Genomic DNA, 18,763 nt, shown 5'->3' with positions numbered 1-18,763 from the left:
AAATAGCATACATAGTTCTTCCATTTCGTTTTTTGCATAATATCAATATTTCTCCCCTTTTTGTACTGTCATAAAGTTGCTTGAACTTTAAAAATATAACTTGTTATTCAGAAAACTTCAACTGCAAAAATAAAGAGAATAAAATGCATATATCCCTTAATAGAATTGTATTTTATCGTTTTCTGACAAAATACTTATTCCTCAAACGCGTGAAAGGTGCTTACCCAATGGTAGGTGTAAGATTACTTTCAAAAATTTGGACATATAGCTCATTTCCGAAAATCATTATAACTTAAAGATATAGTGTGTAATGCTGATTACATTTTCGGATTTCATTGCCAATTTATTTCCTTCTAAATGAAAATGCTGAGATCACTTCCAAAAATAATAACCCCGCTCTTCATTTAAGACGGGGTTACACTTATACAGCAAATCGGATTCAGATTTTTTTGAATGTTCGTTTCCTCTTCAGGGGTAAGATCTACTAGTTTCGTAATTTCTTCAGCTTATTGGTTGCTTTCAACTAAATTCATCATAATTTTAATCAGGATTTCTATTTTATCACTCGAAACCTTGATGCTATCCCAAATCGCTCAAAAAATAGATAATGATGTTTACTTTTCAACTCCACAAAGCAATTTTATCTCTTTAATTTGTTCTATATGACGCTGTTCATGCAAATAGATCAGTTCTATCCACTGATCAAGAAGTAATTCTCCAAGAGTTGGATGCGTCACTGATTTTTTCGCTAATATAGATTCATCTTCTATTGTACTCAGGAAACGCATCAATTCTTTTCTAGAGTCGTTTAACAAATCAACCATTTGCTGCACTTCAAATGGTTCTATACTTGGTTTAATCATTTCTGGGGCTATAAATTTTATCGATCTATCTAATAAAATAGTGTGAATTTCTTTACGCTCATTTAAGATACTATCCATCTTTTTTAATCCCGATGAAATAACTGTTATAACTCTCTCATCTAATAAAACTAAGTGATGACAAACTTGTGCTATACTCCATTTATCCTTATCTGGTTTCCTATTAAATTGAGCATCACTTAACAAAGTAATTTCCTCAAATAATTGATTTCTAGTTTCATAAAACTTGTCATTTACAAATGTATTCATGTGAATTCTCCTTTCATTAGAACCTACATACTTAGATTCCTACGCTAGAAATATTCTCTATAGAAAAAAGATTTTCCTTCACTATTATTCCAATCCAATCTTTTCTTTCTTTAGTAGGTTCTCTAATTCATGCTGAAACGTATGAGTTCTCTCAACATCCTTGAAGATTTCCTTGAGGTTATTATGCGCTACAGCTACATCATAATACTTTCCACGGAATCCCTTCAATATAACCACATAAAACGTTCCTAATTATCAATCTAGCATTAAATATATGTAAAAAATCATCCTATTCATTCATTTTTAATGCTTATGTATGTACATTTGTTAATTTATTAGTTATATTATGGGTATTGAATGATTACGAAAAGTCAATAAATCGCTTGTATAACACCTTATATTTTTATATCCGTGAAAACTACAAAATGTATAAAATTCCATTTGTCAAATGAATTTAATGCGGAAGGAGGTTTGTGGTTACTTCATCGGGATATAATAATCAGTTTTGAACTGATAAAAATATAGGAGGCGACATAATGTTTCGTACGATTTCAAATTTCATGAGAGTAGCTGAGATAAGAAACAAAATTCTTTTTACACTAGCGATGCTAATTGTTTTTCGAATTGGCACGTTTATTCCAGTTCCTCATACTAACGCAGAGGTATTAAAAGTACAAGATCAAGCCAACGTTTTAGGTATGCTAAACGTATTTGGCGGAGGAGCACTGCAACACTTCTCAATCTTTGCTGTAGGTATCACACCATATATTACAGCTTCTATCATTGTACAATTACTACAAATGGACGTTGTACCTAAATTTACAGAATGGGCAAAGCAAGGAGAAATGGGCCGTAAGAAATCAGCTCAATTTACTCGATACTTTACAATCATTCTCGCATTTATACAATCCATTGGGATGTCTTATGGTTTTAATAATATAGCAGGTGGACAATTAATTACAGATCAAAGCTGGACTACATACTTATTTATTGCGACAGTTTTAACTGCTGGTACTGCATTTTTACTTTGGTTAGGTGAACAAATTACCGCTAATGGCGTTGGTAATGGAATCTCAATGATTATCTTCGCAGGACTTGTTGCGGCGATTCCAAATGTCGCTAATCAAATTTATTTGCAACAATTCCAAAACGCAGGCGATCAGTTATTTATGCACATAATAAAAATGGTTTTAATTGGACTCGTAATTTTAGCGATAGTTGTTGGTGTTATTTACATTCAACAAGCTGTTCGAAAAATACCGATTCAATATGCAAAAGCTGTTTCAGGAAACAATCAATATCAAGGAGCAAAAAATACTCATTTACCTCTTAAAGTAAATAGTGCAGGTGTAATTCCTGTTATCTTTGCTTCAGCCTTTTTAATGACGCCGCGTACAATTGCGCAGCTCTTCCCTGATTCAAGCGTATCTAAATGGATAATTGCGAATCTTGATTTTGCACATCCATTTGGAATGACACTATATGTGGGTCTTATCGTTGCCTTCACATATTTCTACGCGTTTATTCAAGTAAATCCTGAACAAATGGCTGAGAATTTGAAAAAGCAAAACGGATATGTCCCGGGTATTCGCCCAGGTAAATCTACAGAACAGTATGTAACAAAAATTTTATACCGTTTAACATTTATCGGTGCGATTTTCTTAGGAGCAATTTCAATATTACCACTTGTATTTACAAAAATCGCTACATTACCACCATCTGCTCAAATCGGTGGTACAAGTTTACTAATCATCGTAGGTGTTGCATTAGAAACGATGAAGACGTTAGAAAGTCAACTTGTGAAGCGTCATTATAAAGGTTTTATAAAGAAAGTGAACTAATAAAAAAACACTAGATTTTAAAGATCTAGTGTTTTTTATTCTATCTGTATCTTTACTACCAAAAAAGCAGTTCCTTATTCTCACCTTCAATACATCTCTTAGCTGTTATAAAGAGTCTCATCATGATTTTATCAATAGTTAGATAATCTGGTACAAAGTCTTTTAATATAATTATTTTGTGACTAACAACTCTATTACCATCTTTTATCCCAAAGGTTTTCACTTCTAAGTATTCTATTTTACCTAAAAGTAAATCTATACCTTGATATATTAGCACTTCAACCAATTCTTTAACCTCTTTGTTATCAAGGGTATATTGTGTAAGTTGTCTATTACTATCGTATAAAAAGAGATGTTGAAATTAATTAACAATGTAGTTTGCGGACACAGATATCATATTTTTCTTTCAAAAAAACAGAGTGCCGCTCATTTAGCTCTCTGTTTTAAACTAATTATATTATTGCGCATGTAAAATACCTTGCAAAACAACTTCTAATCCCCAGCGGAATCGTTCTTCTCCACCAGATAACATATCTTCTTTTAGACTTACAATCATTGGATACCTTTTTGTATCTAAAGTCTCATATGAAGCACGAATTGCGTCAAGAGTGGTACCTTTTTCTTTGCGAGCTGTTTGTTCATATGCGACCGAAGCAGCATATAACAGTAAAATATCTACTCCCCACGCCGATCCTCTTGCATTAACCCCACCTTCATGTAATTGACGCAAAATCTGTTCAGTAAGGGCTAAAGAATTTGGTCCAATTGGAATTGTCATTAAAGCTAATTCTGCCATTCCAGAAGAGTCGAATAAAATTCGAAAATATGAATGTACAAGTGCAAATAGCTCTTTTTTCCATGGTTCATTTTTCTCATCTGTTATTTCAATTTTCCCTAGACCATAATCTAATACATACGCTCTTAATTCATCAGCATTTTTTACGTATACATATAAAGAAGACGGCCCGGTATCTAATACTTTTGCAATTTTACGCATACTAAGGCCAGAAATACCTTCAGACTCTAATAGGTCATAAGCAGTCTTCACAATGATTTCCTTACTTAACGGTTCTTTTGCTGGTCGTGAACGACGACTAGTAATTGTATTCGTTTGTTCTTCCATAGTTCTCCTTTAGTAAATATATTTTTATTGTTGCTCATGAAGTTGATTCATAAGATTATACAGTTTCATAGCAGCATCCTCTGAGAAACAAATCTCCAGATTATCATTTGACACTTCAGCGGATTGAGAAGAATAATCGTACATTTTTTCTTCATAACTTTCAATCGCTTTGTTCCAATCATCGTGTTTTATAAGAGACAATGCAACCTCTGCCGCATCACGCATCGCAAGGTTCACACCTTCACCCGCAAATGGAGACATTAAATGAGCTGCATCACCAGTTAAAGTAACACCAGGCGTACTTTTCCAAGTTAGTCCAACAGGTAACATATACATTCGTCTAGGAAAAATCGCACCATCTGCACATCGAATATAATTTTTAAGTGTTTCATCCCAGTCTTCGAAATACTGTAGAAGTTGATGTTTTGCTTCTTCTAAATTTTCAAATGGAATTCCACAATTATCAAGCCATTTTTTATCTGTTCTAAAACTTAAATATACGCGAATACTGTCATCTCCATTTAATTGCGCAAGAATTCCTTTATGCTCCGCAAGTGCAAATACTTTGCCACGTCGATTGAATTTCGCCATCTGAGGATGATTTTTCGTTACATTTTTCAAATTCAATTCTACCATGCTAATTCCAGTATATTGTGGTATAGAATTTGTGACAAGTGGACGAATTCGAGAGAAGGCACCATCTGCTGCTACCACTAAATCAACAGTGTCTACGTGTCCATTTTCAAAATGCAGTTCATGTATACCATTTTCTACAGGAATGGCTTTTGTTAAGTTATAGCCCCAATGTATACATTCCGGATCAACAGAATTTAAAAGTAATTCACGTAAAGTTCCTCGATCAATTTCTGGACGATCTCCGCCATTAGGATCCGCTACTTCATCTAAATATATTTTTCCGTTCTTATCAAATAAACGAAAATCTTCTCCCTCATATCTAGCAAGTTCATTAAATTGTTCTAACAATCCTGCTTCTTTAAGCGCCTCTTGTCCGGAATCATGATGAATATCTAATGAACCTCCTTGTTGCCGAATCCATGGCGATGTTTCTCTTTCATATACGACACATTTTAAACCATGTTTCTGTAATATACGAGCTAATGTTAAACCTCCTGGTCCAGCACCTATAATTGCAATACGTTTTTCTCCTTTATTTTTTCTTTCCATCATTTATCACACCTTATATTTTATTGAATTACTTGTTTTATTTATAACATAACGTACACTGTTCGTAAAGTACACTGTTCGTTAATTACTAAGCAAATTATGTTAAACTTAATATGTAAAAATAAAAAGCATGTTACAAGTCAGTAGTAACATGCTTTTTAAGTTAATAAAGTAATAATACTTTATTAACTTAATAGTCCAATGATTTCTTTTATATTATTTAAATTTCTTTCTTCAATAACTTCCCTTGCTTAAAATAGACGCCCAGCGTAGAACGATTTGCTAAAAATACACCAATCAAGATTAAACAAGCACCAATTCCCATTGTAGGATTTAATGGTTCTCCTAATACAAAATAACCTACAATAACAGCGATTAACGGAGATACATATAACCACGTTGATGGAAATACAGGATTTGTTTTTGATAAAAGCCAGTAATATAAACCGTGTCCACCGATAGATCCTATAAATATGAGATATAAAATTGGCCATTGTACATTCCAAGATGTTAATACAGCTAGATTTGGCTGTTCCATTACACCAGATACAATTAACAGCAAGATTCCCCCATAAAACATTTGAATACCGTTAATGAGAAATGGTGATACATCAGGTAAATCTGAAAGTATTTCTTTTGAACGAATAGAACCTATTCCATAAAACAACTCTCCTACTATTATAATAAGGCAAGCGATACTCCATATTAATGTAAGTTCTTGATGCATTCCAGGTAAAGAAATACAAAAAACGCCTATAAGTGCTATAACTAAAGCAACAAGTTGTTCTTTTTGCAATTTTGTTTTGTTTCGCCTTGATTGTAATAGCAAGATCATCATTGGGGCCGTAGCGGATAGAACTGCAGCTAATCCAGAAGAAATATATTGTTCAGCCCAGTAAAGGGTCGCGAATGTCATAAATGTTAAACAAAAACCAGCATATATAATACGTTTCGATAATAAGTAAGGCATAATATCCTTTCGCTTTAATTTAAAAATAATAATGAGAATAAGACCCGCCAAAAAGAAACGAATTCCAGCTGAAAATAATGGTGGTGCCCCCGCTTCTATTCCAATTTTTATCGTTAAAAATGTCGTTCCAAAAATAATACATACTAAAATATAATTTAAAATGACCATTTTCCTTCCTCCTTTTTACTCTTGAAATGAGTATAGAGGATATGGTGTATAACAGTGTATCCACGCATATAACAGTTGAATAAAAATATAGTTGATTGTCAGGATGTTTTTCGCTTTAATTAAATTAAAAAGAAAAACAGGTGATTCTATGAAGATAGTACTACGTAAAGAATCCAACATACCATATTACCAACAAATATATATGCAAATTGTTGAGAGAATTCAAAGCGGGATGCTTTCACATGGCGATTACCTCCCTTCTTTACGTTCTATGGCCGATGATTTGCAAATTAGTTTATTAACTGTTCGTAAAGCTTATAAACAGTTAGAAACGAAAGGTTATATACGAATTGAACAAGGAAAAGGTGCCTATATACATAAACGTGTGAATAAAGATTTCAAACCAATTCCATATCAATGGCAACAAACGAAATCCATTAATGTTATGCGTTCTCAATATGTAATGAGCCAACATCGTAAATATTTCGATTTTTCACAGGCGATCCTTTATCCACGTTTATTACCAAATCCATTTCTTTCAGATGAAATGCATAAATTACTTAATAAAGATCAAATGATACTAGCAACTTACGGACCTGTTCAAGGTGATAAAGAGCTTATAGTGGAAATAACAAACTACTTAAAAGAACACCAACAATTAGTTATAGATCCATCTCAATTATTAATTACAAGTGGTGCCCAGCAAGGAATTGATTTAATTGCCCAAACATTATTAAAGCCCGGAGACTTAGTGCTAGTAGAAAGTCCATGTTACGGAGCGGCGCTTGATGTATTTGTTAATAAAGGCGTTCAGATTATCCCTGTTAGTCTTGACAACAACGGCATTCGCTCAGATTTAATCGATGATATTTGTCAAAGAAAGAATCCTGTTTTGTTATATGTGAATCCTACTTTTCAGAATCCGACGGGCACAGTAATGAGCAAAGAAAGAAGAATGGAACTTGTAGAACTATCAGAGCTTTATCAATTTTTTATTTTAGAGGATGATTCTTTCGGAGAGATATATTTTGAGGATTTTAAAATTCCACCTCCAATAAAAAGCTTTGATACGAATGGTCACGTTATATATTTAAAAGGATTTAGTAAAACGTTAGCACCAGGTCTTCGCATCGCGGCGCTTGCAGCTGAGGGTCCTATTTTTGAATGGTTATATGCCGTGAAAGCTTCGATGGATATAGGTAGTCCCTTATTGACACAAAAAGCACTACTTCCTTTTTTACGAGCGGAACGAATGAAAAATCATTTAGAAAAATTACGTACTGCTTTACAAATTAGACGCGATTTAACAATTGATATATTATCTCCATTAAAAGAATTAGAATTTGAAATACCTAATGGAGGATTTAACTTATGGGTTACACTCCCTCAGTCAATCGATCCTTTTACATTATTACAAAAAGCGAATGAAGTAGATGTTTCTTTTTTACCCGGCACAGCTTGTCTGTTAAGCCATGAAACTCAATATAATCATTTACGAATTAGTTATTCAATGTTAAATGAAAAAGATATGTTGATTGGATTAGAAAGATTACATGATACAATTGCTAAGTTTAAATCAATGATTTAAACTCCAAAACAACAACTAACCTCTTATTCACACAATAAAAAACCAACACTTTAAAATTTTATTAAAAGTCAAGATATAAGCTGAACCTATTATTAATAGTGAATTCTTATCTAATGTCATACATTATATTTATAAAAATTAAAAGGATAGAAGAGCTTGAATAAATTCGCCCTATCTATCCTCTTTTTAAACACAAATGACTAATCATAGCGGACTTCGCTGTCACCAGAACCCGTATTGCTCTATTGCTATGCTCAAACCTCTTTTTATTACTACTTGTTCAATAGGAGGTGTTTTCTTCCTGTATAAAATTTATTTTATAGGGAATTCATTATACTTATTAAAACAACAACATGATATAGACAAAGCCAAAGAATAAACATAATGGACTATAGAACCAAGTGTCGTATCTAGCAAACTGAGAATGTTTAATTTTTTTGAAAAATCCAACAAACTTAAAATCACCAATTGCCCTAATAATGAAAACTAAAGCACAGACAATACTTCCGATTTTAGATAAACTATTTGCTTGGAATCCCTGCAAATAACCTACTTGAACAACAATAATGACACTAGCTAGTAGAATAAGAATGGCTATGAATAATGTTCCCCATATTCTCGGAGTAAAAGCTGGCTTATGTTCTCCCTCTTTTACTGGGATAACAGCGGCAGAACCCCATCGACCTCCAAAAGCCCAATAAATATGCAAAAAACTGATAAAACACAGAAGCACTACAGCTACTAATGTTAATAGTAATTTCATTTATTCGCCCCCAATGTCGTAACTTCAAAAATAACATACACTACCGTATGTTACAGTAAAAATTTTGTCCCTTCAGGTTTTATAACCATATTAGGGACACATATTATCGAATAATCAATTATGCCTCAGCATAATTGCGTCCGGAAGCTTAACTTCTTTCAGTCGATGTTTGGACACCCGCTGAAAGAAGTTAAAAGCTCAACCATTTTATTAATATCAAAATTAGGATTTGCTTCAAACCTTGTCATCCATCCTACATACGTTAAATAGGCAAGTCTCGCTCGATCAATTGATTCAGTTTCGTCTACGCCCATTTTTTGATACAATTTTGCAACACAAGAAATTCTTTGTTCTTCTATATCTACTAAACGTGTTGCCACAACAGGATCATATTTAGCCCAAGCATAAATACCATTCTCAATTTTTTTATCTCGATTAAAACTAATCTGTAATAGCTGTTCTAAAGAGGCATCCTGTTGCTCCATACTTTGAACAATCAGCTTTGTTGCATGTACTTCCCAAAAGTCAAGCATAGAATCTAAAAGCTCTTGATGGTCACGAAAATAGTGATAGAAGCTTCCTTTGCTTATTTTTAGCAATCGAGCAAGTGCTTCAATGCGAACTTTATGTATTCCTTCATTAGCTAATTGTTGTAATCCTACTTTTATCCAGTCTTCCCTCGTTAATTGCATATCATCTCTCCAATAAAATACGGTAGCGTATGTTTTACGTTAGGTTACTACTATTCTCATTTTTTGTCAATTATTCATTCTGTTTATTTTTTGAACTTTAATGTTGTTAATCGTAATATTGATTGTTATCACCTTTGGTAAAATACAAGCACATACTCAATCAAATAGATTTTCTGTTATGTCCAGTAAAATATCTTCCTCTGTAAATTCCAAGAAGGTTTGGATGGTCCACAGCCTAAAACCCCTGAAGAAGCAGTTAGGCCACTAAATTTTTCTGTATATTATTTTAAGTCATATTAGCTTCACATGTATAAGGGATATATCAATGATTTTGTTGGTCAAGTATACAAACAATAAAACAGTCATGTAATAGAATATACTATATTACATGAAAGGAGATAGAGCTGTTTGGAATTACAAAAATTTGTTGATCCCCTTCCGATTCCCTCCACAATAAAACCAAAAGGAACATATAAAGGTAAGCCGTTTTATGATGTACGTATGATTGAAACATTACACAAGTTTCATAGAGATTTACCTAAGACGAAAGTATGGGGTTATAATGGATTGGTACCTGGTCCAACGTTTGAGGTTAAAAAAGATCATCCTGTATATGTGAGATGGTCAAACGATTTACCTAAAAAACACTTCTTACCTGTTGATACAACCGTTCACGGGGCCCATGATAACCCAGAAGTACGAGCTGTTGTACATTTACATGGAAGCCCAAGTGAGCCAGATAGCGATGGTCATCCTGAAGCATGGTTTACGAAAAATTTTCAACAAACAGGTCCTAGTTTCGTAAAAGAGATTTATCATTATACGAATCGAGAACGAGCAACTGCCCTTTGGTATCATGATCATGCACTTGGGATTACTCGTTTAAATGTATATGCGGGTCTCGCAGGACTTTACTTGATTCGTGATAAAGAAGAAAAATCACTACCCCTACCTAAAGGGAAATACGAGATACCACTTATCGTTCAAGATAAATCTTTTAATCCGGACGGTTCCCTATTTTATCCTGCTCAACCTGAAGATCCATCACCAGGTTTACCATACCCTTCTATTGTTTCTCTATTTTTAGGAAATACAATTGCAGTCAACGGGAAAGTATGGCCATTTTTAAAAGTGGAGCCCCGCAAATATAGATTTCGTTTATTAAACGCTTCTAATACTCGCACATACAAGTTCCAATTAAGTGACCTTAGCTCATTCTTTTTAATAGGAACTGATGGAGGCCTTCTTAAACGGCCGATTAAAGTACAAAGTTTAGATGTTTCACCAGCAGAACGTATTGACATTATTATTGATTTTTCAAGGTTTGTAGGAAAAAAGGCAGTATTACAAAATGGAAGTGATTTAGATAATCCAACTGGTGAGATAATGGAGTTCCAAGTAACGAAACCATTATCCTGCCCAGATAAAAGTAAAATCCCGTGCATATTAAGTAACATTGACTTTATTCCATTAGAAAAAGTAAACGTAAAAAAAGTAAGACGATTAACATTAAATGACTCAGAGGATGAATTTGGGCGTCTCATGCTTTTATTAGATAATAAAGAATGGGCCGATTCTGTGACAGAAACACCTTTACTTAATTCTGTTGAAATATGGGAGTTAGTAAATTTGACCGTTGGGATTCATCCTATTCATATACATCTAGTTAATTTTCGAGTTCTTGATCGTCATGACTTGAATGGAAACTTATTAGCCCTTCTCCCAGCTGATTTCGGTTTAAAAGATACCGTTCTAGTAGCTGGTGAACAAACCGTCCGAATCATAATGAAGTTTGAGCCCTATTCTGGAGATTATGTATGGCATTGTCATCGTTTAGAGCATGAAGACCATGACATGATGAGACCGTTAAAAATCATACCTTCCAATCTTAATAGACACAAATTAAATTGATAGATACATTAGATAACACGAAAGTCCCTTCAGGATTACTGAAGGGTCTTTTACATGTTTGAGAAAAGTACAGGAAGCGCTTTTCAGTCTACAACTATTTTTTAAGATTGCATTGCTCTAATAGCTTCTCTAGCATTTCCAAAGTAACTGGTTGTGCCTTATTAGTTAGTTGGTACCCAACACGTCCGTTCGTTTCTACGGTTGCTTGTTGTAAATTCTTGATTTCATGTATACCTTTTTCTCTCAGATGCATAAATAATTGTTGTTCTGACATTTTTGCACGTAATAAATTCTTTTTTAAAACTTCTCCGTTTTCTATAACAATAATGCTAGTTCCATTTAGAAACTTTTCTACTTTTCGTGATTTCAATTCAAAAAAATGAATGATAAGTAAAACACTCGCAAAAATAAACGCAGCAAAAATAGATGGGACTACTTTCCTACTTAATATAGGTTCTACAATAATACGACCTATAGAAACAACAATAATAATTTCAGCTCTAGTCATTTGGCTAACAGATTTACTACCTGTCAATTTTAAAACAATAATTCCAGTGAGGATTAAAATAATGCTTTCAAAAAGTATATTCATTACAGCCCAACCCTTTAATAGTGAATGTTACTAGTATTCCCATTAAAGGATTTTCATGACATTTCACACACTCATCAGACCATGAAGGATGTAAAGGTATCCATCCATAATCTTTACGTGCTTTATTATTTGAAGCACCTCTCTCCCGGCTATTACTGGTATAGCACCAACTTTCTTTCTTGCTTCTACTTGCGATTCATTACGAATCATTGCAAATACCGTATGACCTTCTCTTATTAACATTAGCAATAAAGAACGTCCTATTACACCAGTTGCATCTGCTACAAAAATTTTCATATGTGTTCCTTCTTATTTTTAATATCATAATTGAGACAAAACATATATAAGGCATGTGATAAATATTTGGTTAGTTTTTTCATTATTCATATGAAACGTATACTTTTAAAGGATTAATTATCCCTTGACTCAGTTCCTCAAAACAATGATAATTTCATCATCCTGTATAGGCCTAATTTCACCCGTTTCCCACTTTAACTGTTTAGAGCCTTCTAAAACTAATTTATATTGTTCCATTGAAATCCTCTCACTTTATAAAAATATATTCACACTAATTTTTAAGTTATGTATAATAATCAATATGAAAGATTCATCCAAAATTAAAGCTATAATGTTGGCTAGCAACCAACAGCGATAACATGATAATTGAATTTGATGGATATAGAATTAATGAGTATGTAATTGGTCGTAAACGTTCTATTAGTGAGTTGAAAAAAATGTATTTTAACGTAAAAAATGAAGAGTTATCTAATGAGGATCTTGCAAGTTTATTTTGTGTACGATATCATTTTGAAAACATTCCAAAGTCATTACAAGAAGACATTACGAGCAATATCGTCATTGATTTAGACACGGACTATATTTATATCCCTACTAGATAACAATAACCTAGTAAACTAAAATATATTAATGTAACTTACGATTCAGACAAGTGTTTAATAAAATAAGTAATTGCCCAAATTAAAGTCGCAAATTGAGTGACAAAATACATTGTCACTTCGAAAAAAGTCAGTTTTCTCTCTCGTTTAATCTTCTTTAAGTATCTGTAAAATATTAATGTACTCAAAAACATAAGTAACAAAGATAATTGTTGTAAATCATCGACTATACGTACCGCCATAGACTTCATCACCCTCCTATACAAAATAAAAACTATACTTTAAGGATATCATTTATTTGGTAATAATACCCTATTTGTTTAATGAAATTAAAAAATGTTTTATTCGGTATATACGTAGAGATAATAAAGTTGTTTAATTTTGTTCTTAGAAATACAATAATCGCCTACTCACAAATTTGATGGGCGATTATTATTTTTGTTTAATAATTGCTGTATTTCACATCATTTTCAAATCTTAATTTTGATTTAAAACATGCTCCTCAAAATATTTCCCCCAATCTGGGCGTCTTCCATCCATATCTGTAAATCCATACTCTCTTCCTAATTCCCATGAACTTAACGCTCGTCCAGTTTTTTCATGAACATTTGAGTCACTTGCCAAAGCTGCGACTGCTCTTCCAACGAAGAAAGGTGTTTCTGATGCTATAAAATGAGGATCTTGTTTAGCTCCTTCTTGCCAGTTCTCCTCTGTTACACCAAATATATCGAGCATCGCCTCTGAACGAAGGAATCCTGGACTAACTGCAACTACTGTTATATTGTGTTGTTCTAAATCTTTCGCCATTGCTTCTGCTAAATGAATTGTTGAGATTTTTGCTAAACTATAATATAAATTACCTCGGTATTGATAGTCGACACCATCTGTAATTTCAATTACAAGTCCCTTGTTATTTTTCACCATTAACGGTACACCGTAATGGCTTGTCATTATATGAGAATGAACAGCTCTTTGTTGCATAAGTAGTCCGTTATGTAGGTTGTGTTCCCAGAAAGGTTTCTCCCATTCCGTTAAAGGATCTCCGCCCCAAACATCATTTACTAAAATATCAAGCTGCCCATTTTGTTCCCCTTGAATCTTTTTAAATAATGCTATAATATCTTCTTCTACTGTATGGTCAACACGAACTGCTATTCCGATTCCGCCTTGCTTTGTAACAAGCTCTGCCGTTTCTTCAATCGTTTCAGTTCTTCCCATACAGGATAAATTCCCTTTTGTACTTCTTCCTGTTACATATACAGTTGCACCGGCTTCACCAAGCATCATCGCAATACCTCTTCCGGCGCCTCGTGTTGCTCCGGCCACAACTGCTACTTTACCTTGTAATGGTTTCATTTTATTCACCTTCATTTTTATAATTCAACTTTATAACTTGGGGTATATGCTTTCTTTCATACTTCCTCGTATAGATTTCGCTATTTGGAGTAACTAATTGTAACGTAATGTCACCACAAACGCCATTTGCAATTTCAAATTCACCTTGTTCATTTGAAATACTACGTTCCTTACTTTCAATTGAATCCTCATAAATTTTCACATTTGATATAGGTTCGTTATTTTGATCTACGATTATACCTCTTGAATACATACCAACTGCTATGCATTGATCATCTTCTATATAATATTTAGTAACTACCATCGCTCCAATTACTATAGTAATACATATAAACAAGGTTATTAATTTGTGTCTCACAACAAACCTCCTTATTCATATTATTCTTTTTTAAATTGAAAATTTAGACGTTCTGATTGTTTGATTTCCTCAATTACTTTGCGTATACCTTCTTCTATCTGATTTTCTTTTACATTCGATACATTTAACTTTAACAGTCTTTCTTTAGGAAAATCCCTTACATAATTTTTATCAATAGTATCAATATTTATTTGAATATCACTCAATTTTTGTAAAAACATTTCCGAAATACTGGTTTTATCTATTTCTAAACAAGTATGGATTCCTATTGTATTATACTTCTTATATTTAAATAAAAGTGGGTTTTCATTATGCACTTTTTCTAATGTTTCTGCTAGTTTTTTTGATCTATTATTATAGGAGGATTTAATTTTATTTTTATGGCGTTCGAACATGCCACTCTTTATATAAATTTCTAAAGCAGCTTGAGATATCATTGGACTATCGATGTCTAAAATCTTTTTATATTTATGGAAATCATTTGCAATAGCTGGTGGAATAACCGCCACACCGACTCGTAAACCTGGAAAAATAATCTTCGAGTAACTTTTCAAATATATGACATGATTACAATTATGTAAGCTATATAACGGATCTGCTTTTGAATCTGTTTCTAAATCTGCTAAATAATCATCTTCCACTATAAATACATTATACTTCTTGGCCAATAGCACGATTTTTTCTTTCTCATCTTTAGAATAAGACGTTCCAAGTGGATGATGATATCTCGGTATCGTATAAAAGAATTTTATTTTTCCTGTTCGAAATATACGTTCTAATTCATTCAAGTCGATGCCTTCATTCGTACGTTTAATGCCGATTACAGGAATTTTATATATTTCTAGATATTCAATATATAAATGATATGTTGGCTGTTCAATTAATATCGTTTCGTTTTCATTCGGAAATGGTATAGAAGTTAGTATTGCAAGCGCCTGCTGCACACCTGACGTTATAAATATATTATCTTCCTTTGTGAAAACTTGATAGTTTGCTAACTGTTTTTGCACAACCGAAATTAAAGATGGTAACCCTTTCGGTGTTCCGTATATAAACAAATCATTCTTATAGGTATCAATCGCTTTATTAATGCAATGCTGAAAATCCAAGTATGGAAAAACATCTGGATCTGGGGCCGAAGAAGCGAAATCAATAATCGCGTTACTTTCTACGTAACTTCCAGATTTCTTAACAACGTAGTATCCACTTTGAGGTACAGAATAAATAATATGACGCTTTTCCAATTCATGCAGCGCTCGTATTACAGTCGCCTTATTACATTCATATTGTGTAACAAGCGACCGTATAGACGGTAATTTCTTTCCTTCTTTTATCTCACCATTTTGAATCATACTTTCTAAGTCGTTCAAAACATGTAAATATTTATACATCATTACACCTCCTATTTTTTTGTACCGGTACAGTTTGTATTTGTTCACATTGTAGCACTAGATCAGAAGGATTACTATGTACGTATACTGGCCAGTAAGAAATCAACTACTATGAGGTGGAATTATGACAAATATAACAAAAGCATATTTATCAGCGTTACTCTATTCTTTAATTATTGGATTTTCATTTATGTTTGTGAAACTAGCACTAACGATTACGAGTCCTCTTGATACTCTAGCTCACCGTTTTACAGTTGCCTTCATAGCAGCAAGCATTCCGGTTATTTTCGGTTTTGTAAAGTTAAATATATCATTTAAAAACATACTTGCCCTTTTACCACTCGCAATATTTTATCCAGCATTATTCTTTGCTTTCCAAGCATTTGGCTTAGTATATACAAGTTCATCTGAAGCTGGAATTATACAAGCAGCGATCCCTATATTTACGATGATACTAGCTTCCTATTTTTTAAAAGAATATACGAATACATGGCAAAAAACATCAGTATGTATTTCTGTCATAGGTGTCATTTATATATTTGTTATGAATGGTATAGGGGCTCATGAAACGAGCTTCATCGGTGTTATTCTCATTTTATTATCGGCATTATCATCTGCTTGCTACAATGTATTAGCTCGAAAAATGACAAAGAAATTCAAGCTAATGGATTTAACATACACAATGACAGCAATCGGTTTTATTAGTTTTAATTTCATCGCAATCATTGACCATATGAACAAAGGTACAATAACTGTATACTTTAAGCCATTTACGAATGGAACATTCCTTATCTCCATTTTATATTTAGGATTATTATCTTCCTTACTAACAGCATTGTTATTAAACTATTCATTATCTTATATTGAAGCAGCAAAAATAAGTGTTTTTAGCAACTTATCTACACTTATTACCATTATCGCAGGCGTTGTATTCTTACACGAGCAAATTTCCTACTATCATATTGTCGGTACACTTATGATTGTTCTTGGAGTAATAGGCACAAATTTTCTAGGAAAAAAAGGAATCATAGCGAAAAAGAAGAATACCTCCTTGAGTAAATAAAAAGTGAGGGGTAAATAATGCAGAACTCTAATACGATCGATATCCGTAATATACATGAGCTAGAGAACGAATTATCTACTTTATTAAGTAAACCCATTTCTTCAGGAGAAGATTTAGAAAATTGGCTGAAAATACAGTCGAAATTAATATGGGAAATCGAAGAACAATTGAGATCACACTATATTGACTTTCAATGTAATACAGATAACAAAGAAATAAAAGATACGTTTGAATATGATCAACAATATGTAAGGCCTCTTTTGAAACGTTATCAAAATTCCTTTGATAATAAATATTTAGAGTCACCATTTCGAATGCAACTAGATCCAAAAACTTATAGCATACTTGATAAAAAAATAAAGAATGCACAAACATTATTTTGTGAGAAGAACATTGATTTAGAAGTAAAAGAAGACAAATTAGTAACCGAGTACTTCGAAATCACAGGCAGTTTAACTGCACTATGGGATGGCGAAGAAAAAACAATTACTGAACTACAGTCTTACTTACAAAATCCGAATCGTGATATACGAAAAAAAGCAAAAACGCTCATTTCTGAAAAATTCTTATCTGTTGAAAATAATTTACAACATATTTTAAATGAATTAATTGCAATCCGTCACCAAAAGGCAAAAAACATTCAATTAGATAATTATCGTGATTATATGTTTAAAAAATATGAACGTTTTGATTATACGGCTGATGATTGCTATGAACTGGCTGAATCAATACGACAATATGTTGTGCCACTTACAGATAAAATATTAAATGAGAAAAAAGATGAACTTCAAGTGGATATCCTTCGTCCATGGGATGTAGTAGCTGTAGCTCCCAATCAAAAAGTGTTAAAACCTATTCAAAATGAAAAAGAGTTAATTGAAAAAAGCACTCACATCTTCAATAAACTAGATATTGAATTTTCAGCACTACTAAACCGAATGTATGAACATAATTGCTTAGATTTAAGAAGTCGTAAAGGAAAAGCAGCTGGTGGTTTTTGTGAGTACTTACCGGCCTCTCAATTATCTTTTATTTTTATGAACCTTAACTATACACAAGATGACATCCTTACTTTCATTCATGAAATGGGCCATAGCATTCATAATGAATGCATAAAGCAACTAAAGATACGACAATATATAGAAATCCCCGCTGAGACAGCTGAATTAGCTAGTATGACAATGGAATTATTCTCGATAAAATATTGGGATGCATTCTATAAAGATAAAAAAGATTTGAAACAAGCAAAAGTTAACTTCTTTAAAGATATTATTACTTATCTTCCAGGTATGCTAATAGTTGATCAATTCCAACACTGGCTTTACGAAAATCCAAATCATACATTTGAGGAAAGAAATGAAAAGTACTTAGAGCTTCAGAAAACTTATCAATCTAGTGTAGTAAATATTAATGGTTATGAAAACTGGTTTGCAACTGGCTGGTTACCTGTACTACATATTTTTGAAGTACCATTCTATTATATCGAATATGCGATTGCACAGCTCGGTGCACTGCAAATGTATAAGCAATATAAAGAGAATCCTAAACAAGCACTACAAAATTATAAAAAAGCATTGTCTTTAGGTAGTACTAAGACTATTAAAGAAGTGTATGAGGCAGCCGGCATTCACTTTGATTTTTCTGGAAAAACAGTTAAAGATTTAATGGCATTTGTAGAAGAAGAATTAAATTTACTTGAACAAATATAAGTAAAAAGATGCACCTTTCCTTTTAGG

The 18,763-nt window shown here is 32.8% G+C and carries 19 protein-coding genes and 2 pseudogenes; 6 read left to right on the top strand and 15 right to left on the bottom strand.

Annotated elements, in window-relative coordinates; all coding sequences use genetic code 11:
• Positions 1–614 precede the first annotated feature (614 nt).
• Complete coding sequence (locus tag ACFVQC_RS29015) at positions 615–1,130, bottom strand: DinB family protein (protein ID WP_377895164.1); 516 nt, start codon at positions 1,128–1,130, stop codon at positions 615–617.
• An 84-nt stretch (positions 1,131–1,214) separates the two neighbouring features.
• Positions 1,215–1,367 carry a hypothetical protein gene (locus ACFVQC_RS29010; RefSeq protein ID WP_002069882.1) on the bottom strand — a complete coding sequence of 51 codons (153 nt, stop codon included), beginning with the start codon at positions 1,365–1,367 and terminating at the stop codon, positions 1,215–1,217.
• Between the two features lie 299 nt (positions 1,368–1,666).
• On the opposite strand from ACFVQC_RS29010, the gene secY reads away from it, so the two are divergent.
• Positions 1,667–2,971, top strand: coding sequence for a preprotein translocase subunit SecY (gene secY, locus ACFVQC_RS29005; RefSeq protein WP_002069884.1), 1,305 nt, complete (start codon positions 1,667–1,669; stop codon positions 2,969–2,971).
• Between the two features lie 55 nt (positions 2,972–3,026).
• Here the strand turns inward: secY and ACFVQC_RS29000 are convergent, their stop codons facing one another.
• The 4 genes from ACFVQC_RS29000 to ACFVQC_RS28985 all read right to left on the bottom strand — a co-directional run bounded on the left by ACFVQC_RS29000 (position 3,027) and on the right by ACFVQC_RS28985 (position 6,417).
• Positions 3,027–3,257 (bottom strand): hypothetical protein, encoded by a 231-nt coding sequence (locus tag ACFVQC_RS29000; protein WP_377895166.1) that lies wholly within the window; start codon positions 3,255–3,257, stop codon positions 3,027–3,029.
• Positions 3,258–3,428: 171 nt separating this feature from the next.
• Positions 3,429–4,094 carry a TetR/AcrR family transcriptional regulator gene (locus ACFVQC_RS28995; protein ID WP_377895168.1) on the bottom strand — a complete coding sequence of 222 codons (666 nt, stop codon included), beginning with the start codon at positions 4,092–4,094 and terminating at the stop codon, positions 3,429–3,431.
• Between the two features lie 24 nt (positions 4,095–4,118).
• On the bottom strand, positions 4,119–5,282 hold the full coding sequence (locus tag ACFVQC_RS28990; protein WP_377899985.1) for an FAD-dependent oxidoreductase: 1,164 nt from the start codon (positions 5,280–5,282) through the stop codon (positions 4,119–4,121).
• A 217-nt stretch (positions 5,283–5,499) separates the two neighbouring features.
• Positions 5,500–6,417 (bottom strand): DMT family transporter, encoded by a 918-nt coding sequence (locus ACFVQC_RS28985; protein ID WP_264540879.1) that lies wholly within the window; start codon positions 6,415–6,417, stop codon positions 5,500–5,502.
• Positions 6,418–6,565: 148 nt separating this feature from the next.
• Between ACFVQC_RS28985 and pdxR the strand changes: the two genes are divergently transcribed.
• A complete protein-coding gene (gene pdxR / locus ACFVQC_RS28980) occupies positions 6,566–8,005 on the top strand; it encodes a MocR-like pyridoxine biosynthesis transcription factor PdxR (RefSeq protein ID WP_377895171.1) in 1,440 nt (479 codons plus the stop codon).
• Between the two features lie 340 nt (positions 8,006–8,345).
• On the opposite strand, the gene ACFVQC_RS28975 is transcribed toward pdxR, so the two are convergent.
• Together ACFVQC_RS28975 and ACFVQC_RS28970 are read right to left on the bottom strand one after the other, a co-directional pair.
• Positions 8,346–8,768 (bottom strand): DUF3995 domain-containing protein, encoded by a 423-nt coding sequence (locus tag ACFVQC_RS28975; protein ID WP_002147682.1) that lies wholly within the window; start codon positions 8,766–8,768, stop codon positions 8,346–8,348.
• 158 nt (positions 8,769–8,926) lie between these two features.
• Positions 8,927–9,460, bottom strand: coding sequence for a TetR/AcrR family transcriptional regulator (locus ACFVQC_RS28970; protein WP_377895172.1), 534 nt, complete (start codon positions 9,458–9,460; stop codon positions 8,927–8,929).
• 408 nt (positions 9,461–9,868) lie between these two features.
• Here ACFVQC_RS28970 and ACFVQC_RS28965 point away from each other — a divergent pair, with 408 nt between their 5' ends.
• Positions 9,869–11,371, top strand: a complete 1,503-nt coding sequence (locus ACFVQC_RS28965) for a multicopper oxidase family protein (protein WP_377895174.1) — start codon at positions 9,869–9,871, stop codon at positions 11,369–11,371.
• A gap of 94 nt (positions 11,372–11,465) precedes the next feature.
• Here ACFVQC_RS28965 and ACFVQC_RS28960 read toward each other — a convergent pair whose 3' ends face one another.
• From ACFVQC_RS28960 to ACFVQC_RS28950, 3 genes and pseudogenes are all read right to left on the bottom strand, one after another.
• Positions 11,466–11,963, bottom strand: coding sequence for a DUF421 domain-containing protein (locus ACFVQC_RS28960; protein ID WP_377895175.1), 498 nt, complete (start codon positions 11,961–11,963; stop codon positions 11,466–11,468).
• A gap of 147 nt (positions 11,964–12,110) precedes the next feature.
• Positions 12,111–12,260 (bottom strand): annotated as a pseudogene (locus tag ACFVQC_RS28955) (NmrA family NAD(P)-binding protein); the annotation flags it as partial.
• A 144-nt stretch (positions 12,261–12,404) separates the two neighbouring features.
• Positions 12,405–12,497 (bottom strand): annotated as a pseudogene (locus ACFVQC_RS28950) (alcohol dehydrogenase); the annotation flags it as partial.
• Between the two features lie 122 nt (positions 12,498–12,619).
• Between ACFVQC_RS28950 and ACFVQC_RS28945 the strand changes: the two are divergent.
• Positions 12,620–12,862 (top strand): hypothetical protein, encoded by a 243-nt coding sequence (locus tag ACFVQC_RS28945; RefSeq protein ID WP_377895176.1) that lies wholly within the window; start codon positions 12,620–12,622, stop codon positions 12,860–12,862.
• 35 nt (positions 12,863–12,897) lie between these two features.
• On the opposite strand, the gene ACFVQC_RS28940 is transcribed toward ACFVQC_RS28945, so the two are convergent.
• The 4 genes from ACFVQC_RS28940 to ACFVQC_RS28925 all read right to left on the bottom strand — a co-directional run bounded on the left by ACFVQC_RS28940 (position 12,898) and on the right by ACFVQC_RS28925 (position 15,964).
• Positions 12,898–13,101: a hypothetical protein gene (locus ACFVQC_RS28940; RefSeq protein ID WP_193646281.1), complete on the bottom strand. Its 204-nt coding sequence runs from the start codon at positions 13,099–13,101 to the stop codon at positions 12,898–12,900.
• A 235-nt stretch (positions 13,102–13,336) separates the two neighbouring features.
• Positions 13,337–14,215: an SDR family oxidoreductase gene (locus tag ACFVQC_RS28935; RefSeq protein WP_377899983.1), complete on the bottom strand. Its 879-nt coding sequence runs from the start codon at positions 14,213–14,215 to the stop codon at positions 13,337–13,339.
• Position 14,216: 1 nt separating this feature from the next.
• Positions 14,217–14,573 (bottom strand): carboxypeptidase regulatory-like domain-containing protein, encoded by a 357-nt coding sequence (locus tag ACFVQC_RS28930; protein ID WP_002085386.1) that lies wholly within the window; start codon positions 14,571–14,573, stop codon positions 14,217–14,219.
• Between the two features lie 20 nt (positions 14,574–14,593).
• A complete protein-coding gene (locus ACFVQC_RS28925) occupies positions 14,594–15,964 on the bottom strand; it encodes an aminotransferase-like domain-containing protein (RefSeq protein ID WP_377899982.1) in 1,371 nt (456 codons plus the stop codon).
• A gap of 124 nt (positions 15,965–16,088) precedes the next feature.
• Here ACFVQC_RS28925 and ACFVQC_RS28920 point away from each other — a divergent pair, with 124 nt between their 5' ends.
• A complete protein-coding gene (locus ACFVQC_RS28920; protein WP_002065570.1) occupies positions 16,089–17,027 on the top strand; it encodes a DMT family transporter in 939 nt (312 codons plus the stop codon).
• A gap of 17 nt (positions 17,028–17,044) precedes the next feature.
• Positions 17,045–18,736, top strand: a complete 1,692-nt coding sequence (locus ACFVQC_RS28915; RefSeq protein WP_377899980.1) for a M3 family oligoendopeptidase — start codon at positions 17,045–17,047, stop codon at positions 18,734–18,736.
• Positions 18,737–18,763 lie beyond the last annotated feature (27 nt).

The sequence above is a fragment of the Bacillus sp. NPDC057893 genome, from assembly GCF_042796455.1.
In the GTDB taxonomy this organism is placed as follows: Bacteria; Bacillota; Bacilli; order Bacillales; family Bacillaceae_G; genus Bacillus_A.
Note: the sequence above shows the minus strand (reverse complement) of the source record. Positions and strands in the feature narration are given on the sequence as shown.